We start from the raw sequence: 17,631 nt of genomic DNA on the forward strand, positions 1-17,631 counted from the left end.
GGCGCCGACTACTACCCCTTCGGCCCGGCCGCCGGATGGATGTACGGGAACGGCCGTCGCCTCGATCGGGTGCACGACCTGGACTATCGGCCCACTGTAATGACCCAGTGATTTCCTGCTCGGGTGCGGCCCTTCCCAGGGGGCGCTGCTGATTGCGGTATCGGAAAACGGATCAGAGGTTAAAGTCCCGTGCGGGTATTGTCGGACCTCACTCAAGGCGATGCACCCGATATATCTGATCGCGCCAGGCCAGGCATGGGCCGGCCTCCGTCAGGAGCTCGCTCCAGGACCACAGCCTTCGGGTGGCCGGCCCGATCCGCATATGGTGGTCGGCCACCGGAAGAATGAACTGTAGTGCGCAGGCCATCGCCACGTCCGCGAACGTGAAGCGTCCGCCGACCAGATAGGGCGATCCGGCGCTCAACCCGTCGCGCAGCTCCGCCAATCCCTTGCGGGCGGTCTGGAGGTTTTGCTCGGGTGTCGATTGCGTGTTGTATTTGCGCGCCAGGTGGCGCGCGGCCGCCACCAGGGCCGTATCGCGTGCGGGCGAGAGCATTGCGGGGACCGCCGGCCCCACTTCGCGCAGTGCCTCGAGAGCGTCTCGGCCGCTACCGAGGACGCGGGACCGGCCCGCCTGCATCAACCGCTCCGAGCGGGCGATCCAGCCATCGATGAGCGCCTGGTGATCGGCGGGGAACAGCGCGGCGCCCGTACCCCGCGCCTCGGCGTAGCGGGCGATCTCGACGGAGTCCATCAGCCGCACGCCCGGGCCGTGCAGGTACGGCACGCTGACGCGCCCGCGCCACCGGCGCGATCGCCAGCGCAGGCCGGGCTCACCGACCAGGGGCAGGTGTTCGACGGTGCGGTAGCCGACGCGGTGGTGATCCAGGGCCCAGCGCGCGCGCTCGCACCACGGGGCGAAGCTCTCCGCGTACAGCGCCAGCTCCGGCCGTGGCGGGTCGTCGGTGCCGGGCGGGATCGGGGAGGTGGCGGGCTTCATCCTTCGATGGTATTCGCCGTGGCGGGCGGCCCATGGCGCGGCGCCGCGAAAATCATGGGCATCGACGAGCTTCCTAGGGCGTCTTTTGCCGAGCTGCGGCGGGTACCCGCGCACGGCATCGCGCGGCCTGGCGGGTAAGATTCGGGCTCGGTCCCACGCCACGAGCACGCCATGCCGCTGCCATCCCCGCTGTCCGAGCCCGCCCTGCTGCTCGACGAGGTTCGCGTCAGGCGCAATCTGGATCGGATGACACGGCGCGCCGCCGCGGCGGGCGTGCGCCTGCGCCCGCACTTCAAGACCCACCAGAGCCATGCTGTCGGGCGCTGGTTCCGCGAGGCCGGGGTGGAGGCGATCACCGTGTCCTCGCTGGCGATGGCGGAGTACTTCGTTGACGACGGCTGGCACGACATCACCCTGGCCTTCCCGTTCCATCCGGGAATGCAGGGGCGGGTCGAGGCGCTGGCGCAGCGGGCTGCGTTCGGCATCGTGCTGGCCGATGCCGCGGCGCTGGAAGGCGTGCGCTTCTCCGCCCCGCTGGATGTCTGGCTGAAGATCGACGTGGGGAGCCATCGGACCGGGCTCGATCCAGACGACGTGGACGGATTGCGGGCTCTGGCCGCTTCGGTGGCGGGGCGGGGCGACGTGCGGCTGCGCGGGCTGCTCGCCCATGCGGGCCATAGCTATGCGGCGCGCGACACTGGCGAGATCTTGGCCGTGCACGAGCAGACCCTGATGCTGCTCGGGCGGCTGCGAGAGGACCTGGCCGGGTGCGGGCCGCTGGAGATCTCGGTCGGCGACACGCCGACCTGCTCGATCGCCGAGTCCTTTTCCGGCGCGAGCGAGATCCGGCCGGGCAACTTCGCCTTCTACGACCTGATGCAGTGGCAGATCGGGTCCTGCGACGCGGAGGACATCGCGGTGGCGATGGCCTGCCCGGTGGTGGCGCGGCATCCGGCGCGCGGCGAGCTGGTGGTGCATGGCGGGGCGGTGCATTTCTCGAAGGATGCGTTGGCGCTGGACGGCGAGCGGGTCTTTGGTCTCGCGGTGAACCCCGCCCCCGACGGGTGGGGCGAGCTCCAGCGCGATGTGCGCCTGGTCAGGCTGTCGCAGGAGCACGGGATCGTGTCGGCGCCGGCCGATGTCATCGCGCGCACGCGTCCGGGCGATCCCCTGCTGTTCCTGCCGGTGCATTCCTGCCTGACCGCCGACGCGATGGGGCGATACCGGACGCTGGCGGGAGAGAGCATCGGGATGATGGGGCGAGGGCATCGGGCCAGCTAGGTGGCCGTTCCAGCTGGCTTGCGGGAAGACGTTCGTGCACGTCCGTCCATCGCGCTGCCCACCGGGTCGCATGAGTTCGTCGCCCGACTCCAGACCGGTGCCCCCGCCCGAGCGGAATTGCCAGGCTCGGCGAACTGGTGCCGATCAGGCCCTGCGCAGCCGCGCGCGGACCTTTTCCGCGAGTGACTTCGCGTCGAACGGGGCGTGCACCTTCATGTCGTTGTCGAAGTAGCAGTACACGTCGCGCGGACGGCGCGGCACCGCGCCCTCGACCACCCTCCGCGCGCCCTGCGGCTGGGTGCCGCGGGCCCAGGCGGCGATGCGCCGGGCCCAGTCGTCGAGGGCGCCGTCGCCATAGCCGCTGGCGTAGAGCTCCTTGTCGCCGTGCAGGCGCAGGTACATGAAGTCCGCGGTCACGTCTTCCAGCAAGGGCCACTTGCCGGCGGTGTCGGCCACCACCAGCGCGACGTTGTGCTCGCGCAGCAGCTCGATGAAGCCGCGGTCGTGGAAGCTGTCGTGGCGCACCTCCATGGCGTGCCGTAGCGGCCGCTGCTCGTCGATCGACAGCGCGCTGCGCCCGCGCATGCGCGCGGTCTCGCGGCGGCGGGCCAGGCGCAGGGCGGCGCCGGTGTCTTGCGGCAGCGCCTGCAGGAAGGCGCGGATCCGCTCCTCGTCGTAGCGGAAGTTCGGCGGCAGCTGCCACAGCAGCGGGCCCAGCTTGGGGCCCAGCGCCAGCAGGCCGGAAGCGAGGAAGTTGACCAGCGCCTGGTCTGCATCGCGCAGGCGCCGCAGATGCGTGATGAAGCGGTTGCCCTTGACCGCGAAGACGAAATCTTCCGGGGTCTGATCGCGCCACAGGCGGAAGCTCTCCGGCCGCTGCAGGGAATAGAAGGTGCCGTTGATCTCGATGGTCGGAAAGCAGCGCGAGGCGTATTCCAGTTCGCGCCGCTGCACCAGGTTCCTGGGGTAGAACCTGCCCCGCCATGGAGCGTAGCGCCAGCCGGAGATGCCGATGCGGACGGTGCCGGGGGCCGGGTGGGTCGCGTTCTTCGGGTGGGTCGCTTGCTTGTTGCCCATGCGCGTTGACGGAAAGGTGGATCGAGTATCGTCCTGAGCGAATCGCGGTCGCCGTGCCCGGTGGATCGTGGCCGCTGCGTGCGCCCGGGCGGGGTGGGACGTGGCCGCGGGTGAGCGGTGGCGCGTCCAGGTCCGGCGGAGACGGGGCTGCCGGGTGAACCAGGGTGGTGGCCGGGTCGGCAAGCGCCTGTGAAACCGGGGGCGTTCGTGCGCGGGGGGCGCGAGGCGGCCATGACACCACGGCGTATCTCCGGTGACGATGCGGTGATGCCGGGCGCGTTCGAGGGCCTCGGTCTTCGCGCGCGTGGCGCGCTCCTACGGCGGGCGGGGTGGCTTTCGCCTCCCTCGCCGATCCGCCCGGGGGGCTGCAATGCTCCGTTCCCCCGGGATTGATGCCGTTTTTACCGGGGCGGTGCACAATGGCGGTCTTCACTCCCCCGGAACGGAGACCGTCATGGCCCACACTCTTCCCGACCTGCCGTATGCGTACGACGCGCTGGAACCGCATATCGACGCGCAGACGATGGAAATCCACCACACCAAGCACCACCAGACCTACGTCAACAACCTCAACGACGCGCTCAAGGACAGCGAGCACGCGGACACGCCGATCGAACAGCTGATCGCCGACATCGACGCGCTGCCGGAGAAGCTGCGCAAGCCGGTCCGCAACAACGGCGGTGGCCACGCCAATCACTCGCTGTTCTGGACGGTGATGTCGACCGACGGCGGCGGCAAGCCCGGTGGCGAGGTGGCCAAGCGCATCGAGAGCGACCTGGGCGGCTTCGACGCCTTCAAGGAAGCCTTCGCCACCGCGGCCAAGGGCCGTTTCGGCAGCGGCTGGGCCTGGCTGACGGTCGGCAAGGACGGCCGCCTGGCGGTGGAGGACACCGGCAACCAGGACAGCCCGTTGATGAAGGGCATCGGCTCCGGCAACACCCCGATCCTGGGGCTGGACGTCTGGGAGCACGCGTACTACCTGAAGTACCAGAACCGCCGCCCGGACTACATTTCGGCGTTCTTCAACGTGATCGACTGGAACGAAGTGGAGCGCCGCTACCGCGCCGCGATGGGCTGAGCCCACCTCGTTCGAGTGGTCGAGGAAAGCCGGGCCCGTCCCGGCTTTCTTCTTTTTGCGCCCCCGGGCCATCGGCCCCGGTTGGTTCGTGATGGACTCGGTGGGTTTTCGGTACCGCAGGAGCGATCCATGGTCGCGAAGGGCGCGGGAGGCTCCGGCCGAAATGGCGGTGAGTCCGGGTGTCGCCCGCCGCGCCAGCTTTCGCGCGCATGGCACGCTCCTACGAGGGAGCGGGCGACCGTGGCGTTTGCTCGGAACCCTGGACTTGCGCCGCCGTTCGCCGCCGCGCGAAGATGCCGGCGGTCTCCCACAACCTGGACAGCCATGGACATCGCGAACCGGCGGGTCGGCACCCTCCATTTCACGCTCAGGGACGAGGACGGGCGGCAGATCACCAGCACCCGCGGGCACGACCCGCTGGTCTACATCCACGGCACCGGCAGCATCGTGCGCGGGCTGGAGGAGGCGCTGGAGGGGCGCAGCGCCGGCGACCGCTTCGAGGTGACGGTCGTGCCGGAAGCCGGGTTCGGCCCGCGCCATCCCGAACTGGTCCAGACCCTGCCGCGCGAGGCCTACACCGGCACCGGCGAGCCCGCGGTCGGCGGCAGGCTCGAGGCGCAGACCGCGCGCGGCCCGCTGCAGGTGGTGATCACCGCGGTGGAAGGCGACAGCATCACCGTCGACGGCAACAACCCCCTGGCCGGCAGGCCGTTCGTCGCCGAGGTCGAGGTGGTGGACGTGCGCCTGGCGACCCCGGAGGAGCTGCAGTTCGGCCTCGGCTGATCTGAGCGGCTCCGATGGGTCCCCTGGTCGCGCTCGGCAACGCCTGGGCGGCGCGGCCCGCGCCGGCGGCGATGGCCGCGGGGCTGGGCTTCTTCGTCGCCATCTACGCGCTGTTCTGCGGCGGCAATTGGCTGCTGACGCGCCGGCTGCTGCCGGCGCTCGGGATCGGCCGGCGCATCGACCCGCGCCCGCTGCGGCCGCGGCAGGTGCGCGACGAGATCGCTCTTTCGGCGCTCTCGCTGCTGGTGTTCGGGATCGGCAGCGTGCTGCCCTGGTGGTTCGTCCAGCAGGGCTGGGCGCGGCTGGCGCAGGACCCGGGCGCGCTGCGCATCGCCTTCGAGGTGGCGGTGCTGCTGGTCTGGAACGACGTGCATTTCTACGCCAACCACCGGCTGTTGCACACCCGGCCGCTGCGCCGCTACCACCAGCACCACCACCGCTCACTGGTGACCACGCCGTTCGCCACCTACAGCTTCCATCCGCTCGAGGCGGTGCTGCTGGGCAACGTGATCCTGCTGCCGATGCTGCTGCACGATTTCAGCTTCGCCGCGCTGCTGGCACTGCCGGTGTGCAGCCTGCTGCTCAACAATCTCGGCCATTCCAACTACGACTACGCCCCAAGGGTCGGCCATCTCCACTGGCTGGCGGCCAGCCGCCGCCACCACCTCCACCACGCCTGCTACCACGGCAACTACGGGTTCCTGTTCGGGTTCATGGATCGCTGGCTCGGCACCCGGTTGCCGGCCGATGCCGCCGACGCCCAGCTGGCAACCGCGCGCCGGGCCGGGGGGCGCTGACCCGGTGGTGAGCGGGCCATGCGCGCAGCGGGCGGGCTCACGGACGAGCCGTTAGAATGGCCCCATGCCCCTCGATCCCACCCCGCTCGCCGGCCAGCTGCTGATCGCGCTGCCGGCCCTGTCCGACCCTAACTTCGCCCGCTCGGTGGCGCTGATCTGCCAGCACGACGAGGACGGCGCGATGGGGGTGGTGGTCAACCGCGCCTCGGAGTACACCCTGGCCGAGGTGTTCGAGCAGATGGACATCGAGGGCGGCGACGCGCTGCTGCGGGGCCAGGCGGTGCTCGCCGGGGGGCCGGTGCACCCCGAGCGCGGCTTCGTCATCCACGATGGCGGCCGCGCCTGGGACTCGAGCCTGGAGATCGCCGACGGCCTGTACGTCACCACCTCGCGCGACGTGCTGGAGGCGATGGCCCGGGGCGACGGCCCGGCCCGGGCCGCGGTGGCCCTGGGCTGCGCCGGCTGGGGTGCGGGGCAGCTGGAGCACGAGCTGACCGAGAACAGCTGGCTGACCGTGCCCGCCGATGCCGAACTGCTGTTCTCGATCCCGCTGGAGGCGCGCTGGCAGACCGCGGCGGGCCGCATCGGCGTGGACCTGCAGCGCGTGGCGGACTACTCGGGCCACGCATGAGCCCGGCCGCCATCAAGGCCGATGGCACGGTGCTCGGCTTCGATGTCGGGGCGCGGCGGATCGGGGTGGCGGTGGGCAGCGGTTTCGGCCATGGCGCGCGCGCGCTGGCGGTGATCGATGTCCACGACCGCGAGCCGGACTGGCGCAGCATCGACCGCCTGCAGCAGGAATGGCGGCCCGACGGCATGGTGGTGGGCGATCCGTTGACCCTGGACGGCGGCGACCAGCCGGCGCGGCGGCGGGCGCATGCATTCGCGCGCGCGCTGCATGCGCGCTACCGGGTGCCGGTGGCGCTGGTGGACGAACGCGCCAGCTCGGTGGAGGCGGCGCAACGCTTCGCGGTCGACCGCGCCGAGGGCCGCCGGCGCCGCCGAGACGCCGCCGCACTCGACGCGGTGGCCGCGGCGATCATCGTCGAACGCTACCTGGCGGCCCCGGGGGACGCCAGCCCGGTGGCATAGAATGCCCACCGCGGCCGGTGCCCGACGACTCGCGCCGCGTCCCGAACCACCCGACCAGGCGGCCGATCAGCGCATGTTCCCGCAAACCGATTCCCACGGGCGCCTGCGCCACCTGCTGACCCTCGAAGGGCTTCCGCGCGCCACCCTGCTGCGGCTGCTCGACCGCGCCCAGGAGATCGCCGACGGCCGGGCCGACGACCGCGCCCTGGCGGGCCGCGCGGTCTGCACCCTGTTCTTCGAGCCCTCCACCCGCACCCGGATGAGCTTCCAGCGCGCCGCGCAGCGCCTCGGCGCCGACGTGCTGGGCTTCGACGCCTCCACCTCCTCCACCACCAAGGGCGAGAGCGGCCGCGACACCCTCAAGACCATCGAGGCGATGGGCGTGGACGCGTTCGTGGTCCGTCATCACGAGGACGGCGCGGTGGCCGCGCTGGCGGCGGCCGCTGCGCCGGGGACCTCGCTGGTCAACGCCGGCGACGGCCGCCACGCGCATCCCACCCAGGGCCTGCTCGACGTGCTGACCCTGCGCCAGGCGCGCGGCGGCGACCTGGCCGGGCTGCGGATCCTGATCGTCGGCGACGTGCGCCATTCGCGGGTGGCCCGTTCGGCGCTGCACGCCCTGCGCACGCTGGGGGTCGGTGCGGGTGGCGGTTCGGAGATCCGGGTCTGCGGCCCGCAGGCGCTGCTGCCCGAGGACGGCACCCTGGCCGGATGCGCGGTGGGCCACGATTTCGACGCGGCGCTGGAGGGCGTGGACGCGGTGATGATGCTTCGCCTGCAGCGCGAGCGCATGGCCGAGGGGCTGGTGCCTTCGCTGCAGGCCTACCACGACGCCTACGGCCTCACCGCCGCGCGCCTGCGCCGCGCCGCGCCCGACGCGGCGGTGCTGCACCCGGGCCCCATCAATCGCGGCGTGGAGATCGACGACGAGGTCGCAGACGGCCCGCAGTCGATGATCCTGCGCCAGGTGGCCAACGGGGTGGCGGTCAGGATGGCGGTGCTGGAGATGCTGCTGGCGTAGCGCCGCGGCCGCCAGGCCTGCCGGTCTTGCACTTGCGGAATTTGCGGGCTTGATGGTTTGCAGGACGGCCGGCTGGCCGGCTGGCGGGCCGCATGCCCGCCGGCGCTCGCGGGCCTTCGCGGCCATGGGCCGCGCCTACCGGGCTGGCGCCGCCTCAAGGCGCTGGGCAAACAGCCAGTCCCACAGTTCCGGCGTGGCGTAGGCCGGGTCCCAGCTGTTGTGGTTCGCGTCCGCGAACTCGGTGTAGCGGGCGTCCGCGGCGCCGGCGGCGGCCAGTGCCGCGGCCATCCGCCGCGACTGTTCCGGCGGCACCAGGTCGTCCTTCGCACCGTGGAAGATCCACACCGGCGTGTCGCGCAGGCGCTGCGCGGCGGTGGCGAACTTGTCCTGCGCGCCGTCCACCGCGCGCACCCGCAGGGTCGGCCGGTGCGCGGGCGCCTCAAGCCCCGCGCAGATCGGGACCAGCGCTGCGAAGCGGCCGGGGCGCGCCATCGCCAGTTCCCAGGTGCCGTAGCCGCCCATCGACATGCCGGTGAGGTAGGTGCGGCGCGGATCGCCGCCGAACTCGCGCGTCGCCGCGTCGAGCGCGGCCTCGGCCAGCGCGAGGTTGTCGCTCCATTCGGTCTCCGCCGGCGCCTGCGGAAACACCACGATCGCCGGGAAGTCGCGTGCGCGGCCCTGCACGTAGGGGCCGAGCCCGACCCGGGTGGGCAGCCCGGGGTCGCTGCCGCGCTCCCCGGAGCCGTGCAGGAACAGCACCACGGGGCGGGGCGCCCCTGCCGGCTTTCCCGCGGGAACGAACACCCGGTAGGCATGCCGCCGGCCGTCGACCTCGACCTCGCGCTCCACCATGCGCCCGGGCTCAGCGGGCAGGGTGGCGCAGGCGGCCGGCAGCAGGAGCGCCACCATGGCCAGGGCGGCATGGATGCGGTGCGCGACGGTCTTGCGAGCGCTTCGGGTCATCGGGGGTCACCATCGGTTCGATCCGGAAACTGGGAGGGTCGCGGCCATCGGCGCCGCGATCCATCGGCCAGCACCTGGCACGATACCCGCGCTCGCTGCGTTTGTGGCGCGGCCAAGCTTGCCCAGCACCGCTCCCGCCCCTTCGGCACCCGTTCGAGCGGCCCTTGGGGAACGTACGCGGCGAGCGGCCTGGCGCTCAGCGCAGCAGGATCACGGTGGCAAGGCCGAGGAAGCTGAAGAAGCCGACCACGTCGGTGACCGCGGTCACCACCACGGTGCCGGCCACCGCCGGGTCGATCCGCATCCGCCGCAGCAGCAGCGGCATCAGCACCCCGGCCAGCGCCGCGCAGCTGAAGTTGATCACCAGCGCGGCGCCGATCACCAGCGACAGCACCCAGTCGTGGAACCACGCCAGGGCGACCGTGCCCACCAGCGCGCCGATCAGCACACCGTTGATCAGCGCGACCCGCAGTTCCTTCCACAGCAGGATGCCGGCGTTGCTGGCGCCCACCTGGCCCAGCGCCAGGCCGCGCACCATCAGGGTCAGCACCTGGACGGCGGCGTTGCCGCCGATCCCGGCGACGATCGGCATCAGCACCGCCAGCGCCACGATCTGGTCGATGGTGGCCTCGAACCGGCCGATCACGAACGCCGCCATGAACGCGGTCAGCAGGTTGACGCCCAGCCAGGCCACGCGGCCGCGTACCGCGCGCCGGATCGGCGAGAACAGGTCCTCGTCCTCGTCCAGGCCGGCGGCGCCGAGCGCCTGGTGCTCGGCCTGCTCGCGGATGATGTCGACCACGTCGTCGATGGTGATGCGCCCGCGCAGCACGTTGCCGTCGTCGACCACCGGCGCCGATACCCAGTCGTGGTCGGAGAACTGGCGCGCGACCTCCTGCGCCGACTCGCTCACGTGCAGCGCGGTGAGCGAATCGTCGATCAGCTGGTTGATCGCGGTGCCGGGCTCGCGGGTCACCAGGTCCTGCAGCGCCACCCAGCCCATCAGCTGGTGGCGGCGGTTGACCACGTACAGATGATCGGTGTGCTCGGGCAGTTCGCCGCGCAACCGCAGGAAGCGCAGGACCACGTCCACGGTGGTGTCGGCGCGCACCGTCACCACGTCCGGATTCATCAGGCGGCCGGCGGTGTCCTCCTCGTAGGACAGCGCCTGCTCCAGGCGCTCGCGGTTCTCGCGGTCCATCGACTTGAGGATCTCGTCGATCACCGTGTCCGGCAGGTCCTCGACCAGGTCGGCGAGGTCGTCGATGTCGAGGTCCTCGACCGCCGCGACCAGCTCGTCCGGATCCATGTCGGCGATCAGGCCCTCGCGCACCTCGTCGCCGACGTGCACCAGCACTTCGCCGTCGTCGTCGGGATCGACCAGTCCCCACACGATCATGCGCTTGTCGTGCGGCAGCGACTCGAGCAGGTTGCCGATCTCGGCCGGCGAGAGGGTATTGACCAGGCGCCGCACCGGGCCGAGGCGGCCGCTGTCTAGCGCATCGGAGAGCAGACGCAGCTGGCGCGCGGTCTTGTCGTGGCGGGCGGCTTCGGCCATGCGGGTCTTCCGTTGGCGCGTCGTGCCCCAGAGGCGCGACAGGATCAGGCGTTCATGCGCGCATTATCGCCGTTGCCTCCGGATCTGCCCACCCTGCCGGCGCATGCGCCTGTGCGCGTGGAGGGCGCGGCGGGCCTTGCTCGGGGTGGAACCGGTGGCCCCCCGGCCAGGCCTGCGCAGACCCGCGGGCGGTCCTTCAGGCCGCCGCCCGCGCCGCTTCCATCCAGCGTTCGATGCCGGCGCGGTCGCGCGCGCGCATCAGCGCCGGCGCCCGCGCGCGCAGCCGGCCGAGATCCAGGCCGCGGATCGCCTGCCGGACCTCCAGCAGGGTGGCCGGGTGCAGGCTCAGCTCGCCCAGGCCCAGCGCCAGCAGCAGCGGGGTGAAGAGCGGGTCGCCGGCCATCTCGCCGCAGACCGCCACCGGCTTGCCGCGCGCCCGGGCGGTGCGGATCACGTCGCGCAGCATGCGCAGCACCGCCGGGTGCAGCGGATCGTAGAGCGCTCCGAGCGCCTCGTTGTTGCGATCGGTCGCCAGCAGGTACTGGACCAGGTCGTTGGTGCCGACCGAGACGAAGTCCACCTCGCCGATGAATCCCGGCAGTGCGATCGCCGCCGCCGGCACCTCGATCATCGCCCCGAGCGGGACGTGCCCGGCCAGTTCGTAGCCCTCGCTGCGAAGGTCGCGGGTCACCTGCCGGACCAGCGCCGCGACCTCGAGGATCTCGCCGCGGTGGGTGATCATCGGCAGCAGGATCCGCACCGGGCCGTAGCCGGAGGCGCGCAGGATCGCGCGCAGCTGGCTGACGAAGACGTCCTTGCGCGCCAGCGACAGCCGTACCCCGCGGCACCCCAGCGCCGGGTTCGGTTCGCTCGGCAGGACCAGGCCGCTGCGGTCGCTCTTGTCGGCGCCCAGGTCGAGGGTGCGGATGGTCACCATGCGGCCGGTCATGCCGAGCACGGCATCGCGGTAGGCGAGGAACTGCTCCTCCTCGTCGGGCAGGCCCTCGCGCTGCAGGAACAGGAACTCGGTGCGGTACAGCCCGACGCCGGCGGCGCCCAGCGCATGCGCGTCGGCCACGTCCTCGCGCGACTCGGCGTTCGCGTAGAGCAGGATGTCGGTGCCGTCGACGGTGCGGGTGGGTTCGCGGCGCAGCCGGTACAGCTGCTTGCGCTCGCGGCGCTCCTCGCGCACGCGCGCCCGGTGGGCGCGCAGGTCGGCCGCCTTCGGCTCGCGCACCACGTGGCCGCTGGAACCGTCCACGCAGATCACGTCGCCGTCGTTGATCTGCTGCAGCGCCTCGGCGGCGCCGACCACCAGCGGCAGGTGCAGGCTGCGCGCCAGGATGGCGCTGTGCGAGAGCATGCTGCCGCCGGCGGTGATCACCGCCAGCACTCCCTGCGATTGCAGCTGGGCGAGCTCGGACGGGGCCACGTTGTCGGTGACCAGGATCTCGCCGGCCACCCCCTGCAGCTCCGCCTCGCGGCGGTGCAGGGCCGCGTGCAGCCGCCCGACCACGTGATCGAGATCCTCGACCCGGCTGCGGAAATAGGCGTCGTCCAGGCCCTGGAAGACCGCGGCGAGACGGTCGCGCTGCAGGCGCAGCGCGTAGTCGGCGCTGTAGCGGCCCTTGCGGATCAGCTCGTCCAGCCCTTGCAGCAGTTCCGGGTCGTCGAGCAGCAGCGCGTGCAGGTCGAGGAACTCGCCGATCTCGTGCGCGAGCGCGCCGTGCAGCCGCTCGCGCAGCCCGCGCAGCTCGCCGCGCACCTGGGCGATCGCCTCGTGCAGGCGCTCCAGCTCGGCATCGACCGCATCGGCGCCGATGTGCTCCTCGGACACCTCGAGCGCGTGGGGCAGGCGGATCCGGGCACGGCCCAGGGCATTGCCCCGCGACGCGCCCTGCCCGGAGAACACCTGGCGCACGGGTCAGGAATCCTCGTCGAATCGTCGCTCGAACAGCGCGCTCACCGCCTCCACAGCGGCGGCCTCGTCCTCGCCCTCGACCCGCAGCACCACCGGCGTGCCGGGCCCGGCCGCCAGCAGCATCACGCCCATGATGCTCTTGGCGTTGACCTCGCGGCCCTTGGCGTTGAGGGTGGCGTTGCAGCGGAACGCCGAGAGCACCTGCACCAGTTTCGCGGTGGCGCGCGCGTGCAGGCCGAGGCGGTTGGAGACCACCAGGTCGCGTTCGATCATTGCCGGTCTCCCGTCAGCTGGCCGGGCAGCGCTGGGTCGCGCCTCGCGGCGGCGCCGCGGCCGGCTTCATGCATCGTCATGGATCACCCCGTTGCGGGCGCCGGCCGCGGCCACGGCCGGCAGCTCGTCGAGCCCGAGCTCGGCGTAGTTCATCACCCGCAGCAGCATCGGCAGGCTGAGCGCCGAGACCCGGCGCACCGGGGTGCCGAGCCGGGCGAGGCGGGAAGCGAGGTTGCTGGGGGTGGCGCCGTACAGATCCGTGAGGATCAGCACACCCTGGCCGTCGTCGACCCGCCGCATCGCCGCGCTCGCCCGGGGCAGCGCCGCGTCCGGATCGGCGTCGAACGGCACCTCGAACGCCTCGGTCTTCAGCGGCAGGTTGCTCAGCATGCCGCGCGCCGCCGCCAGCAGGGCGCTGGCGATGCCTTCATGGGTGACGAGCAGGATGCCGACGGACATGCCGACAACTTAGCAGAGCGGGACGACAGTCAGGAAGCGCGGGGGCCGGGACGTATCGTTGCGGACCCTGGCGCGGCTCAGTCCAGCTCGCGGTGGAAGGTGGCCACGTCCTCCCAGCCGCCGGCGCGGGCGTGCGCCGCCAGCGCCTCGGCCAGGTACACCGAGCGGTGGCGGCCGCCGCTGCAGCCGAGGGCGATGGTGACGTAGCTGCGGGTGTCCGAGCGCATCCGCGGCAGCCAGTGGTCGAGGAACGCGGCGACCTGGCCGAAGTACTCGGCGACGTCGGGCTGCGCTTCCAGATGTTCGCGCACCGCGGCGTCGCGCCCGGACAGCGGCCGCAGCCGCGGCACCCAGTGCGGGTTCGGCAGGCCGCGGGTGTCGAACACGAAGTCCGCATCGCCCGGCACGCCGTGGCGGTAGGCGAAGGATTCGAACAGCAGCGACAGGGTGGTGTCCAGCGCGAGGCCCAGCTCGGTGATCACCCGGCGGCGCAGCTGGTGCACGTTGAAGTCGCTGGTGTCGATGACGATGTCGGCCAGCGAGCGCAGCGGCTTGAGCACCTGCCGCTCCAGGGCGATCGCATCGGCGAGGGCCAGGCCGGCGTGGCTGAGCGGGTGCCGGCGCCGGGTGTCGGCGTAGCGCCTGAGCAGCACCGCGTCGGAGGTCTCGAAGAACACCAGCCTGGGGTCGAAGCCGAGCCCGGCCACCGCCGACAGCCACTCCGGGATGTTGGCCAGGTCGCGGTGCCGGTTGCGCACGTCGATGCCGACGGCGAGCTTCTGCGGCGACCCGTCGCCGGTGCCGAGGCTGCGCACGAAATGCGGCAGCAGGTCCGCGGGCAGGTTGTCGGTGCAGTAGAAGCCCAGGTCCTCGAACGTGTTGAGCGCCACCGACTTGCCGCTGCCGGACATGCCGGTGACGATCAGCAGCGTGGGGGTGGGCACGGCCGGCGCGCTCACGGCAGGCCGCGCTCGAGGAAGTGCGAATGCCGCGCCAGGAACGCCGCCGCCGGGTCGACCCCCTTGGCGCGCAGGATGTGGGTGCGGGTGGCCGCCTCGGTCAGCACCGCCAGGTTGCGGCCGGGCATCACCGGCAGGGTGATCATCGGCACCTCCAGGTCCAGCACCGGGCGCGAGCCGAGGTCGCCGGTCAGGCGCTCCATGCCGCCGTTGTCGGGCCGCGATTCCTCGTGGTCGGGCCTGGCCAGGTGCACGATCAGGCGCAGGTACTTGTTGCGCTTGACCGCGGTGTCGCCGAACATCTCGCGGATGTTGAGCACGCCCAGGCCGCGCAGTTCCAGCAGGTCCTGGAGCAGTTCGGGGCAGGTGCCGTCGAGCACGTCGGGGGCGATCTGGGTGAATTCCGGCGCATCGTCGGCGACCAGGCGATGGCCGCGGGTGATCAGTTCGAGCGCCAGCTCGCTCTTGCCCGAGCCGGATTCGCCGGTGATCAGCACGCCGATCGAGTAGATCTCCATGAACACCCCGTGCAGGGTGACCCGCGGTGCCAGCGCGCGCGCCAGGTGGTACTGCAGGTGGTTCAGCAGCTCGTGGCCCCGGCGCGGCGAGGTCCACAGCGGGATCTCCGAGTCCTCCGCCATCTCGCGCAGGTCCTCGGGGCAGTTCTGGTTCTTGCTGATCACCAGCGCCAGCGGCCGGAACTGCATGATCTTCTCGATCGTCTCCCAGCGCAGCCGCGCGTCCAGTGCGTCCAGCCAAGCCAGTTCCTCGGTGCCGAGGATCTGCACCTTGTTCGGATAGATGATGTTGAGGTAGCCGGCCAGCGAGGGGCGGCGGGCCACCGTTTCCACCGCCTCGATCACCCGGGTCTGGCCCTGTTGCCCGGCCAGCCAGCGCAGCTCCAGCCGCTCCTGCTGGTGGTCGAACAGGTCCTGGGCGGTGATGCTGGCGTTCACGGCGGCGGGGCCCCGATGGCGGCGTTCATGCCGCCCGGCGCCGGGCGCCGCCGAGCAGCAGCGCACGCAGCGCCTCGGCGTCGGCGGCGGCGCGCAGGCGCTCGCGGAAGGCGGCGTCGGCGAAGCAGTCCGCCAGGTCGGCGAGGATCAGCAGATGGTCCTGGGGCCGGTCGCCCGGCACGCGCATGGCGAACACCAGGTCGACCGGCTCGCCGTCGCAGGCCGCGAAATCGACCGGCTGGGAAAGCCTGAGGAAGGCGGCCACCGGCGCATCGCCGCCGCGCGCGTGCGGGATCGCCACGCCGTGGCCGATCCCGGTGCTGCACTGGGCCTCGCGCTCGCGCAGCATCGCGGCGACCCGCCCTGCGTCGAACGGGTCGGCGCCGAGCAGGCGCGCCACGGCATCGAGCACGGCCGCGCGCGAGGCGGGGCCGGACAGGACCGCGATCCGGTCGGCGGCGAGGAGATCGGTGCAGGGCATTGCCGGGGCGTCGGGTCCTGGAGGCGCGGCGGGTCTCAGCCGAAGCTGCCGTCCCGTACCGGGTTCTCGCCGCGGTGGTGATCGACCATCCGGTCCTTGTGCTTGACCAGCAGCCGGTCGAGCTTGTCGGCCAGCAGGTCGATCGCGGCGTACATGTCGGCCGCGCTGGCGTCGGCATGCAGGGTGCGGCCGGGCAGGGTCACCGTGGCCTCGGCCTTGTGCTGGGGCTTGTCCAGCCCGAGCTGGATGCGCACGTCGAAGGGCCGCTCGAAATGGCGCGACAGCCGCTCCAGCTTGCTGTCGACGTAGTCGCGCAGGGCGGGGGTGACCTCGATCTGGTGACCGTGGGTTTCGATGCGCATCGGCGAGCCTCCTGAATGGGTGGATTCGGTCTGCGTCGCGCGCTGGCCTGACGCGGCGGTCGGGCACAGGGTACCCGAAGGCGGGCGGGGGGCAAGCGCGCGGTGCACGGGGTTCGACCGCCGCCGCGGCGGGCAGTTCACCCCAGCCGCACGCGGTCGTGGGAGGAGGGGATGTTCATCGCCTCGCGGTACTTGGTCACCGTCCGCCGCGCCACGGCGACCCCGGCCGCCTTCAGCGCCTCGGCCAGGCGCGCGTCGGACAGCGGCTTGCGCGGGTTTTCGGCGTCGACCAGGCCGCGGATCATCTGCTGGATGGCGGTGCTGGAGGCCTGGCCGCCGCTGTCGGTGCCCACCCCTGAGGCGAAGAACTGGCGCAGCGGCAGGGTGCCGCGGGGGGTGTGCACGTACTTGCGCGCGATCGCGCGCGAGACGGTGGATTCGTGCATGCCGATCTCGGCGGCGACCTCGCGCAGGGTCAGCGGGCGCAGCGCCTGCGGGCCGAACTCGAGGAACCCCGACTGCTGCCGCACCAGGCAGCGCACCACCTTGAGCAGGGTCTCGCCGCGCGCCTGCACGTTCTTGAGCAGCCAGCGCGCCTCCTGCAGGCGACCGCGCAGGTAGCCGGCGTCGGCCTCGCTGGCGTGGCGGATCATGCCCTCGTAGCCGCGGTGGATGGTCAGCCGCGAATGCGGGCCGCCGACCAGGGCGACCTTCCACACCCCCTGGTGGCGCTCGATCGCGCAGTCCGGCGCCACGTAGGTGTCGCTGGAGACCCCGCCGATCTGCGCGCCGGGGCGCGGATCGAGCGAGCGCAGCAGCTGCAGCGCGGTTTCGGCCTCGCAGGGCTCGCAGTGCAGCGCCTCGGCCAGGCCCTGCGGGCCGATCCGCGGCAGGTCCTCGATCAGCTCGTCGACGATCCGCCCGGCCAGCGCCCGCCCCGGGGTGCCGCCGGGCAGCGCGTCGAGCTGCAGGCGCAGGCATTCGCGCAGGTCGCGCGCGCCCACGCCGGCCGGATCCAGCCGCTGGATCTGGCGCAGCACCGCGAGGATCTCCTCCGCCTCGCAGTGGATCTCGGGCTGCAGGGTGTCGGCGATGTCGGCGAACGAGGTGCGCAGGTAGCCGTCGTCGTCGATGGCGTCGATCAGGGCGTCGCCGATGCCGCGATCGCGCGCCGACAGATGGCTCAGGTGCAGCTGCCAGGCCAGGTGTTCGCGCAGGCTCTCGGTCTGGACCAGCCGGTCGGTGGGGTCGCCGTCGTCGTCGCTGCCGGGCCCCGAGCCGGCACCGGCCCCGCCGTACCAGGAATCGTCCATCTCCCAGCGCTCGGAAGGTTCCGGCTCGCTGACGCGGGGCTCGTCACCGGCGGGGGCGCCGTCCTGGCTGGGGGCCTGCAGGGGCGCATGTTCCTGCCAGTCCAGCAGCGGGTTGCTCTCCACCGCACTGGCGATCTCGGCCTCGAGCTCCAGCGCCGACAGCTGCAGCAGGTGCAGGGCCTGGCGCAGCTGCGGGGTCAGGACGAGGTGCTGTCCGAGCGATGTCTGCAGGCGTGGTTTCATCATCCCCAACGACG

General features: G+C 72.1%; 19 protein-coding genes. 7 read left to right on the top strand and 12 right to left on the bottom strand.

Going from position 1 to position 17,631, the window contains the following annotated elements; genetic code table 11:
* Positions 1–208: 208 nt before the first annotated feature.
* A complete protein-coding gene (locus tag QFW77_RS13440; protein WP_280575279.1) occupies positions 209–1,000 on the bottom strand; it encodes a glutathione S-transferase family protein in 792 nt (263 codons plus the stop codon).
* 171 nt (positions 1,001–1,171) lie between these two features.
* Here QFW77_RS13440 and QFW77_RS13445 point away from each other — a divergent pair, with 171 nt between their 5' ends.
* A complete protein-coding gene (locus QFW77_RS13445; RefSeq protein ID WP_280575280.1) occupies positions 1,172–2,281 on the top strand; it encodes an alanine racemase in 1,110 nt (369 codons plus the stop codon).
* A 144-nt stretch (positions 2,282–2,425) separates the two neighbouring features.
* On the opposite strand, the gene QFW77_RS13450 is transcribed toward QFW77_RS13445, so the two are convergent.
* Entirely contained in the window at positions 2,426–3,358 is a 933-nt protein-coding gene (locus QFW77_RS13450; protein ID WP_280575281.1) for a DUF72 domain-containing protein, read from the bottom strand.
* Between the two features lie 454 nt (positions 3,359–3,812).
* On the opposite strand from QFW77_RS13450, the gene QFW77_RS13455 reads away from it, so the two are divergent.
* The 6 genes from QFW77_RS13455 (at position 3,813) to QFW77_RS13480 (ending at position 8,129) form a co-directional block, all read left to right on the top strand.
* Entirely contained in the window at positions 3,813–4,436 is a 624-nt protein-coding gene (locus QFW77_RS13455; RefSeq protein ID WP_280575282.1) for a superoxide dismutase, read from the top strand.
* 324 nt (positions 4,437–4,760) lie between these two features.
* Positions 4,761–5,219 (top strand): FKBP-type peptidyl-prolyl cis-trans isomerase, encoded by a 459-nt coding sequence (locus QFW77_RS13460; RefSeq protein WP_280575283.1) that lies wholly within the window; start codon positions 4,761–4,763, stop codon positions 5,217–5,219.
* Positions 5,220–5,233: 14 nt separating this feature from the next.
* Entirely contained in the window at positions 5,234–6,016 is a 783-nt protein-coding gene (locus QFW77_RS13465) for a sterol desaturase family protein (RefSeq protein ID WP_280575284.1), read from the top strand.
* A gap of 64 nt (positions 6,017–6,080) precedes the next feature.
* The gene (locus QFW77_RS13470; RefSeq protein ID WP_280575285.1) at positions 6,081–6,647 is read left to right on the top strand and encodes a YqgE/AlgH family protein; all 567 of its coding nucleotides are present in this window, start codon (positions 6,081–6,083) and stop codon (positions 6,645–6,647) included.
* Positions 6,644–7,108, top strand: coding sequence for a Holliday junction resolvase RuvX (ruvX, locus tag QFW77_RS13475; protein WP_280575286.1), 465 nt, complete (start codon positions 6,644–6,646; stop codon positions 7,106–7,108). Before QFW77_RS13470 ends, ruvX begins: the two co-directional genes overlap by 4 nt.
* A 73-nt stretch (positions 7,109–7,181) precedes the next feature.
* Positions 7,182–8,129: an aspartate carbamoyltransferase catalytic subunit gene (locus QFW77_RS13480; RefSeq protein ID WP_280575287.1), complete on the top strand. Its 948-nt coding sequence runs from the start codon at positions 7,182–7,184 to the stop codon at positions 8,127–8,129.
* A gap of 135 nt (positions 8,130–8,264) precedes the next feature.
* Here QFW77_RS13480 and QFW77_RS13485 read toward each other — a convergent pair whose 3' ends face one another.
* The 10 genes from QFW77_RS13485 to QFW77_RS13530 all read right to left on the bottom strand — a co-directional run bounded on the left by QFW77_RS13485 (position 8,265) and on the right by QFW77_RS13530 (position 17,617).
* Positions 8,265–9,092: a carboxylesterase family protein gene (locus QFW77_RS13485; protein ID WP_280575288.1), complete on the bottom strand. Its 828-nt coding sequence runs from the start codon at positions 9,090–9,092 to the stop codon at positions 8,265–8,267.
* A 196-nt stretch (positions 9,093–9,288) separates the two neighbouring features.
* Positions 9,289–10,650, bottom strand: a complete 1,362-nt coding sequence (mgtE, locus tag QFW77_RS13490) for a magnesium transporter (RefSeq protein WP_280575289.1) — start codon at positions 10,648–10,650, stop codon at positions 9,289–9,291.
* Between the two features lie 196 nt (positions 10,651–10,846).
* A complete protein-coding gene (ptsP, locus tag QFW77_RS13495; protein ID WP_280575290.1) occupies positions 10,847–12,571 on the bottom strand; it encodes a phosphoenolpyruvate--protein phosphotransferase in 1,725 nt (574 codons plus the stop codon).
* A gap of 3 nt (positions 12,572–12,574) precedes the next feature.
* Complete coding sequence (locus QFW77_RS13500; RefSeq protein WP_280575291.1) at positions 12,575–12,844, bottom strand: HPr family phosphocarrier protein; 270 nt, start codon at positions 12,842–12,844, stop codon at positions 12,575–12,577.
* Between the two features lie 66 nt (positions 12,845–12,910).
* Entirely contained in the window at positions 12,911–13,303 is a 393-nt protein-coding gene (locus QFW77_RS13505) for a PTS sugar transporter subunit IIA (RefSeq protein WP_280575292.1), read from the bottom strand.
* Positions 13,304–13,380: 77 nt separating this feature from the next.
* Positions 13,381–14,262, bottom strand: coding sequence for an RNase adapter RapZ (gene rapZ, locus QFW77_RS13510; RefSeq protein WP_280575293.1), 882 nt, complete (start codon positions 14,260–14,262; stop codon positions 13,381–13,383).
* On the bottom strand, positions 14,259–15,218 hold the full coding sequence (hprK, locus tag QFW77_RS13515) for an HPr(Ser) kinase/phosphatase (RefSeq protein ID WP_280575295.1): 960 nt from the start codon (positions 15,216–15,218) through the stop codon (positions 14,259–14,261). The genes rapZ and hprK overlap by 4 nt, the downstream gene beginning before the upstream one ends.
* A 25-nt stretch (positions 15,219–15,243) precedes the next feature.
* Positions 15,244–15,699: a PTS sugar transporter subunit IIA gene (locus QFW77_RS13520; RefSeq protein ID WP_280575296.1), complete on the bottom strand. Its 456-nt coding sequence runs from the start codon at positions 15,697–15,699 to the stop codon at positions 15,244–15,246.
* Positions 15,700–15,734: 35 nt separating this feature from the next.
* Positions 15,735–16,061 (bottom strand): ribosome hibernation-promoting factor, HPF/YfiA family, encoded by a 327-nt coding sequence (gene hpf / locus QFW77_RS13525; protein ID WP_280575297.1) that lies wholly within the window; start codon positions 16,059–16,061, stop codon positions 15,735–15,737.
* Positions 16,062–16,198: 137 nt separating this feature from the next.
* On the bottom strand, positions 16,199–17,617 hold the full coding sequence (locus tag QFW77_RS13530; RefSeq protein ID WP_280575593.1) for an RNA polymerase factor sigma-54: 1,419 nt from the start codon (positions 17,615–17,617) through the stop codon (positions 16,199–16,201).
* Positions 17,618–17,631: the final 14 nt, after the last annotated feature.

Origin of the sequence: Luteimonas endophytica (genome assembly GCF_029887875.1) — a bacterium.
Lineage (GTDB): Bacteria > Pseudomonadota > Gammaproteobacteria > Xanthomonadales > Xanthomonadaceae > Luteimonas > Luteimonas endophytica.

Excerpts from the sequence above, each read along its gene's own strand:
- mgtE (WP_280575289.1), bottom strand. The coding sequence starts at position 10,650 with ATGGCCGAAGCCGCCCGCCACGACAAGACCGCGCGCCAGCTGCGTCTG.
- QFW77_RS13440 (WP_280575279.1), bottom strand. The coding sequence starts at position 1,000 with ATGAAGCCCGCCACCTCCCCGATCCCGCCCGGCACCGACGACCCGCCA.
- QFW77_RS13485 (WP_280575288.1), bottom strand. The coding sequence starts at position 9,092 with ATGACCCGAAGCGCTCGCAAGACCGTCGCGCACCGCATCCATGCCGCC.
- QFW77_RS13465 (WP_280575284.1), top strand. The coding sequence starts at position 5,234 with ATGGGTCCCCTGGTCGCGCTCGGCAACGCCTGGGCGGCGCGGCCCGCG.
- QFW77_RS13500 (WP_280575291.1), bottom strand. The coding sequence starts at position 12,844 with ATGATCGAACGCGACCTGGTGGTCTCCAACCGCCTCGGCCTGCACGCG.
- QFW77_RS13450 (WP_280575281.1), bottom strand. The coding sequence starts at position 3,358 with ATGGGCAACAAGCAAGCGACCCACCCGAAGAACGCGACCCACCCGGCC.
- QFW77_RS13460 (WP_280575283.1), top strand. The coding sequence starts at position 4,761 with ATGGACATCGCGAACCGGCGGGTCGGCACCCTCCATTTCACGCTCAGG.
- QFW77_RS13520 (WP_280575296.1), bottom strand. The coding sequence starts at position 15,699 with ATGCCCTGCACCGATCTCCTCGCCGCCGACCGGATCGCGGTCCTGTCC.
- QFW77_RS13505 (WP_280575292.1), bottom strand. The coding sequence starts at position 13,303 with ATGTCCGTCGGCATCCTGCTCGTCACCCATGAAGGCATCGCCAGCGCC.
- hpf (WP_280575297.1), bottom strand. The coding sequence starts at position 16,061 with ATGCGCATCGAAACCCACGGTCACCAGATCGAGGTCACCCCCGCCCTG.
- QFW77_RS13470 (WP_280575285.1), top strand. The coding sequence starts at position 6,081 with ATGCCCCTCGATCCCACCCCGCTCGCCGGCCAGCTGCTGATCGCGCTG.
- QFW77_RS13455 (WP_280575282.1), top strand. The coding sequence starts at position 3,813 with ATGGCCCACACTCTTCCCGACCTGCCGTATGCGTACGACGCGCTGGAA.
- QFW77_RS13445 (WP_280575280.1), top strand. The coding sequence starts at position 1,172 with ATGCCGCTGCCATCCCCGCTGTCCGAGCCCGCCCTGCTGCTCGACGAG.
- ruvX (WP_280575286.1), top strand. The coding sequence starts at position 6,644 with ATGAGCCCGGCCGCCATCAAGGCCGATGGCACGGTGCTCGGCTTCGAT.
- QFW77_RS13480 (WP_280575287.1), top strand. The coding sequence starts at position 7,182 with ATGTTCCCGCAAACCGATTCCCACGGGCGCCTGCGCCACCTGCTGACC.
- QFW77_RS13530 (WP_280575593.1), bottom strand. The coding sequence starts at position 17,617 with ATGAAACCACGCCTGCAGACATCGCTCGGACAGCACCTCGTCCTGACC.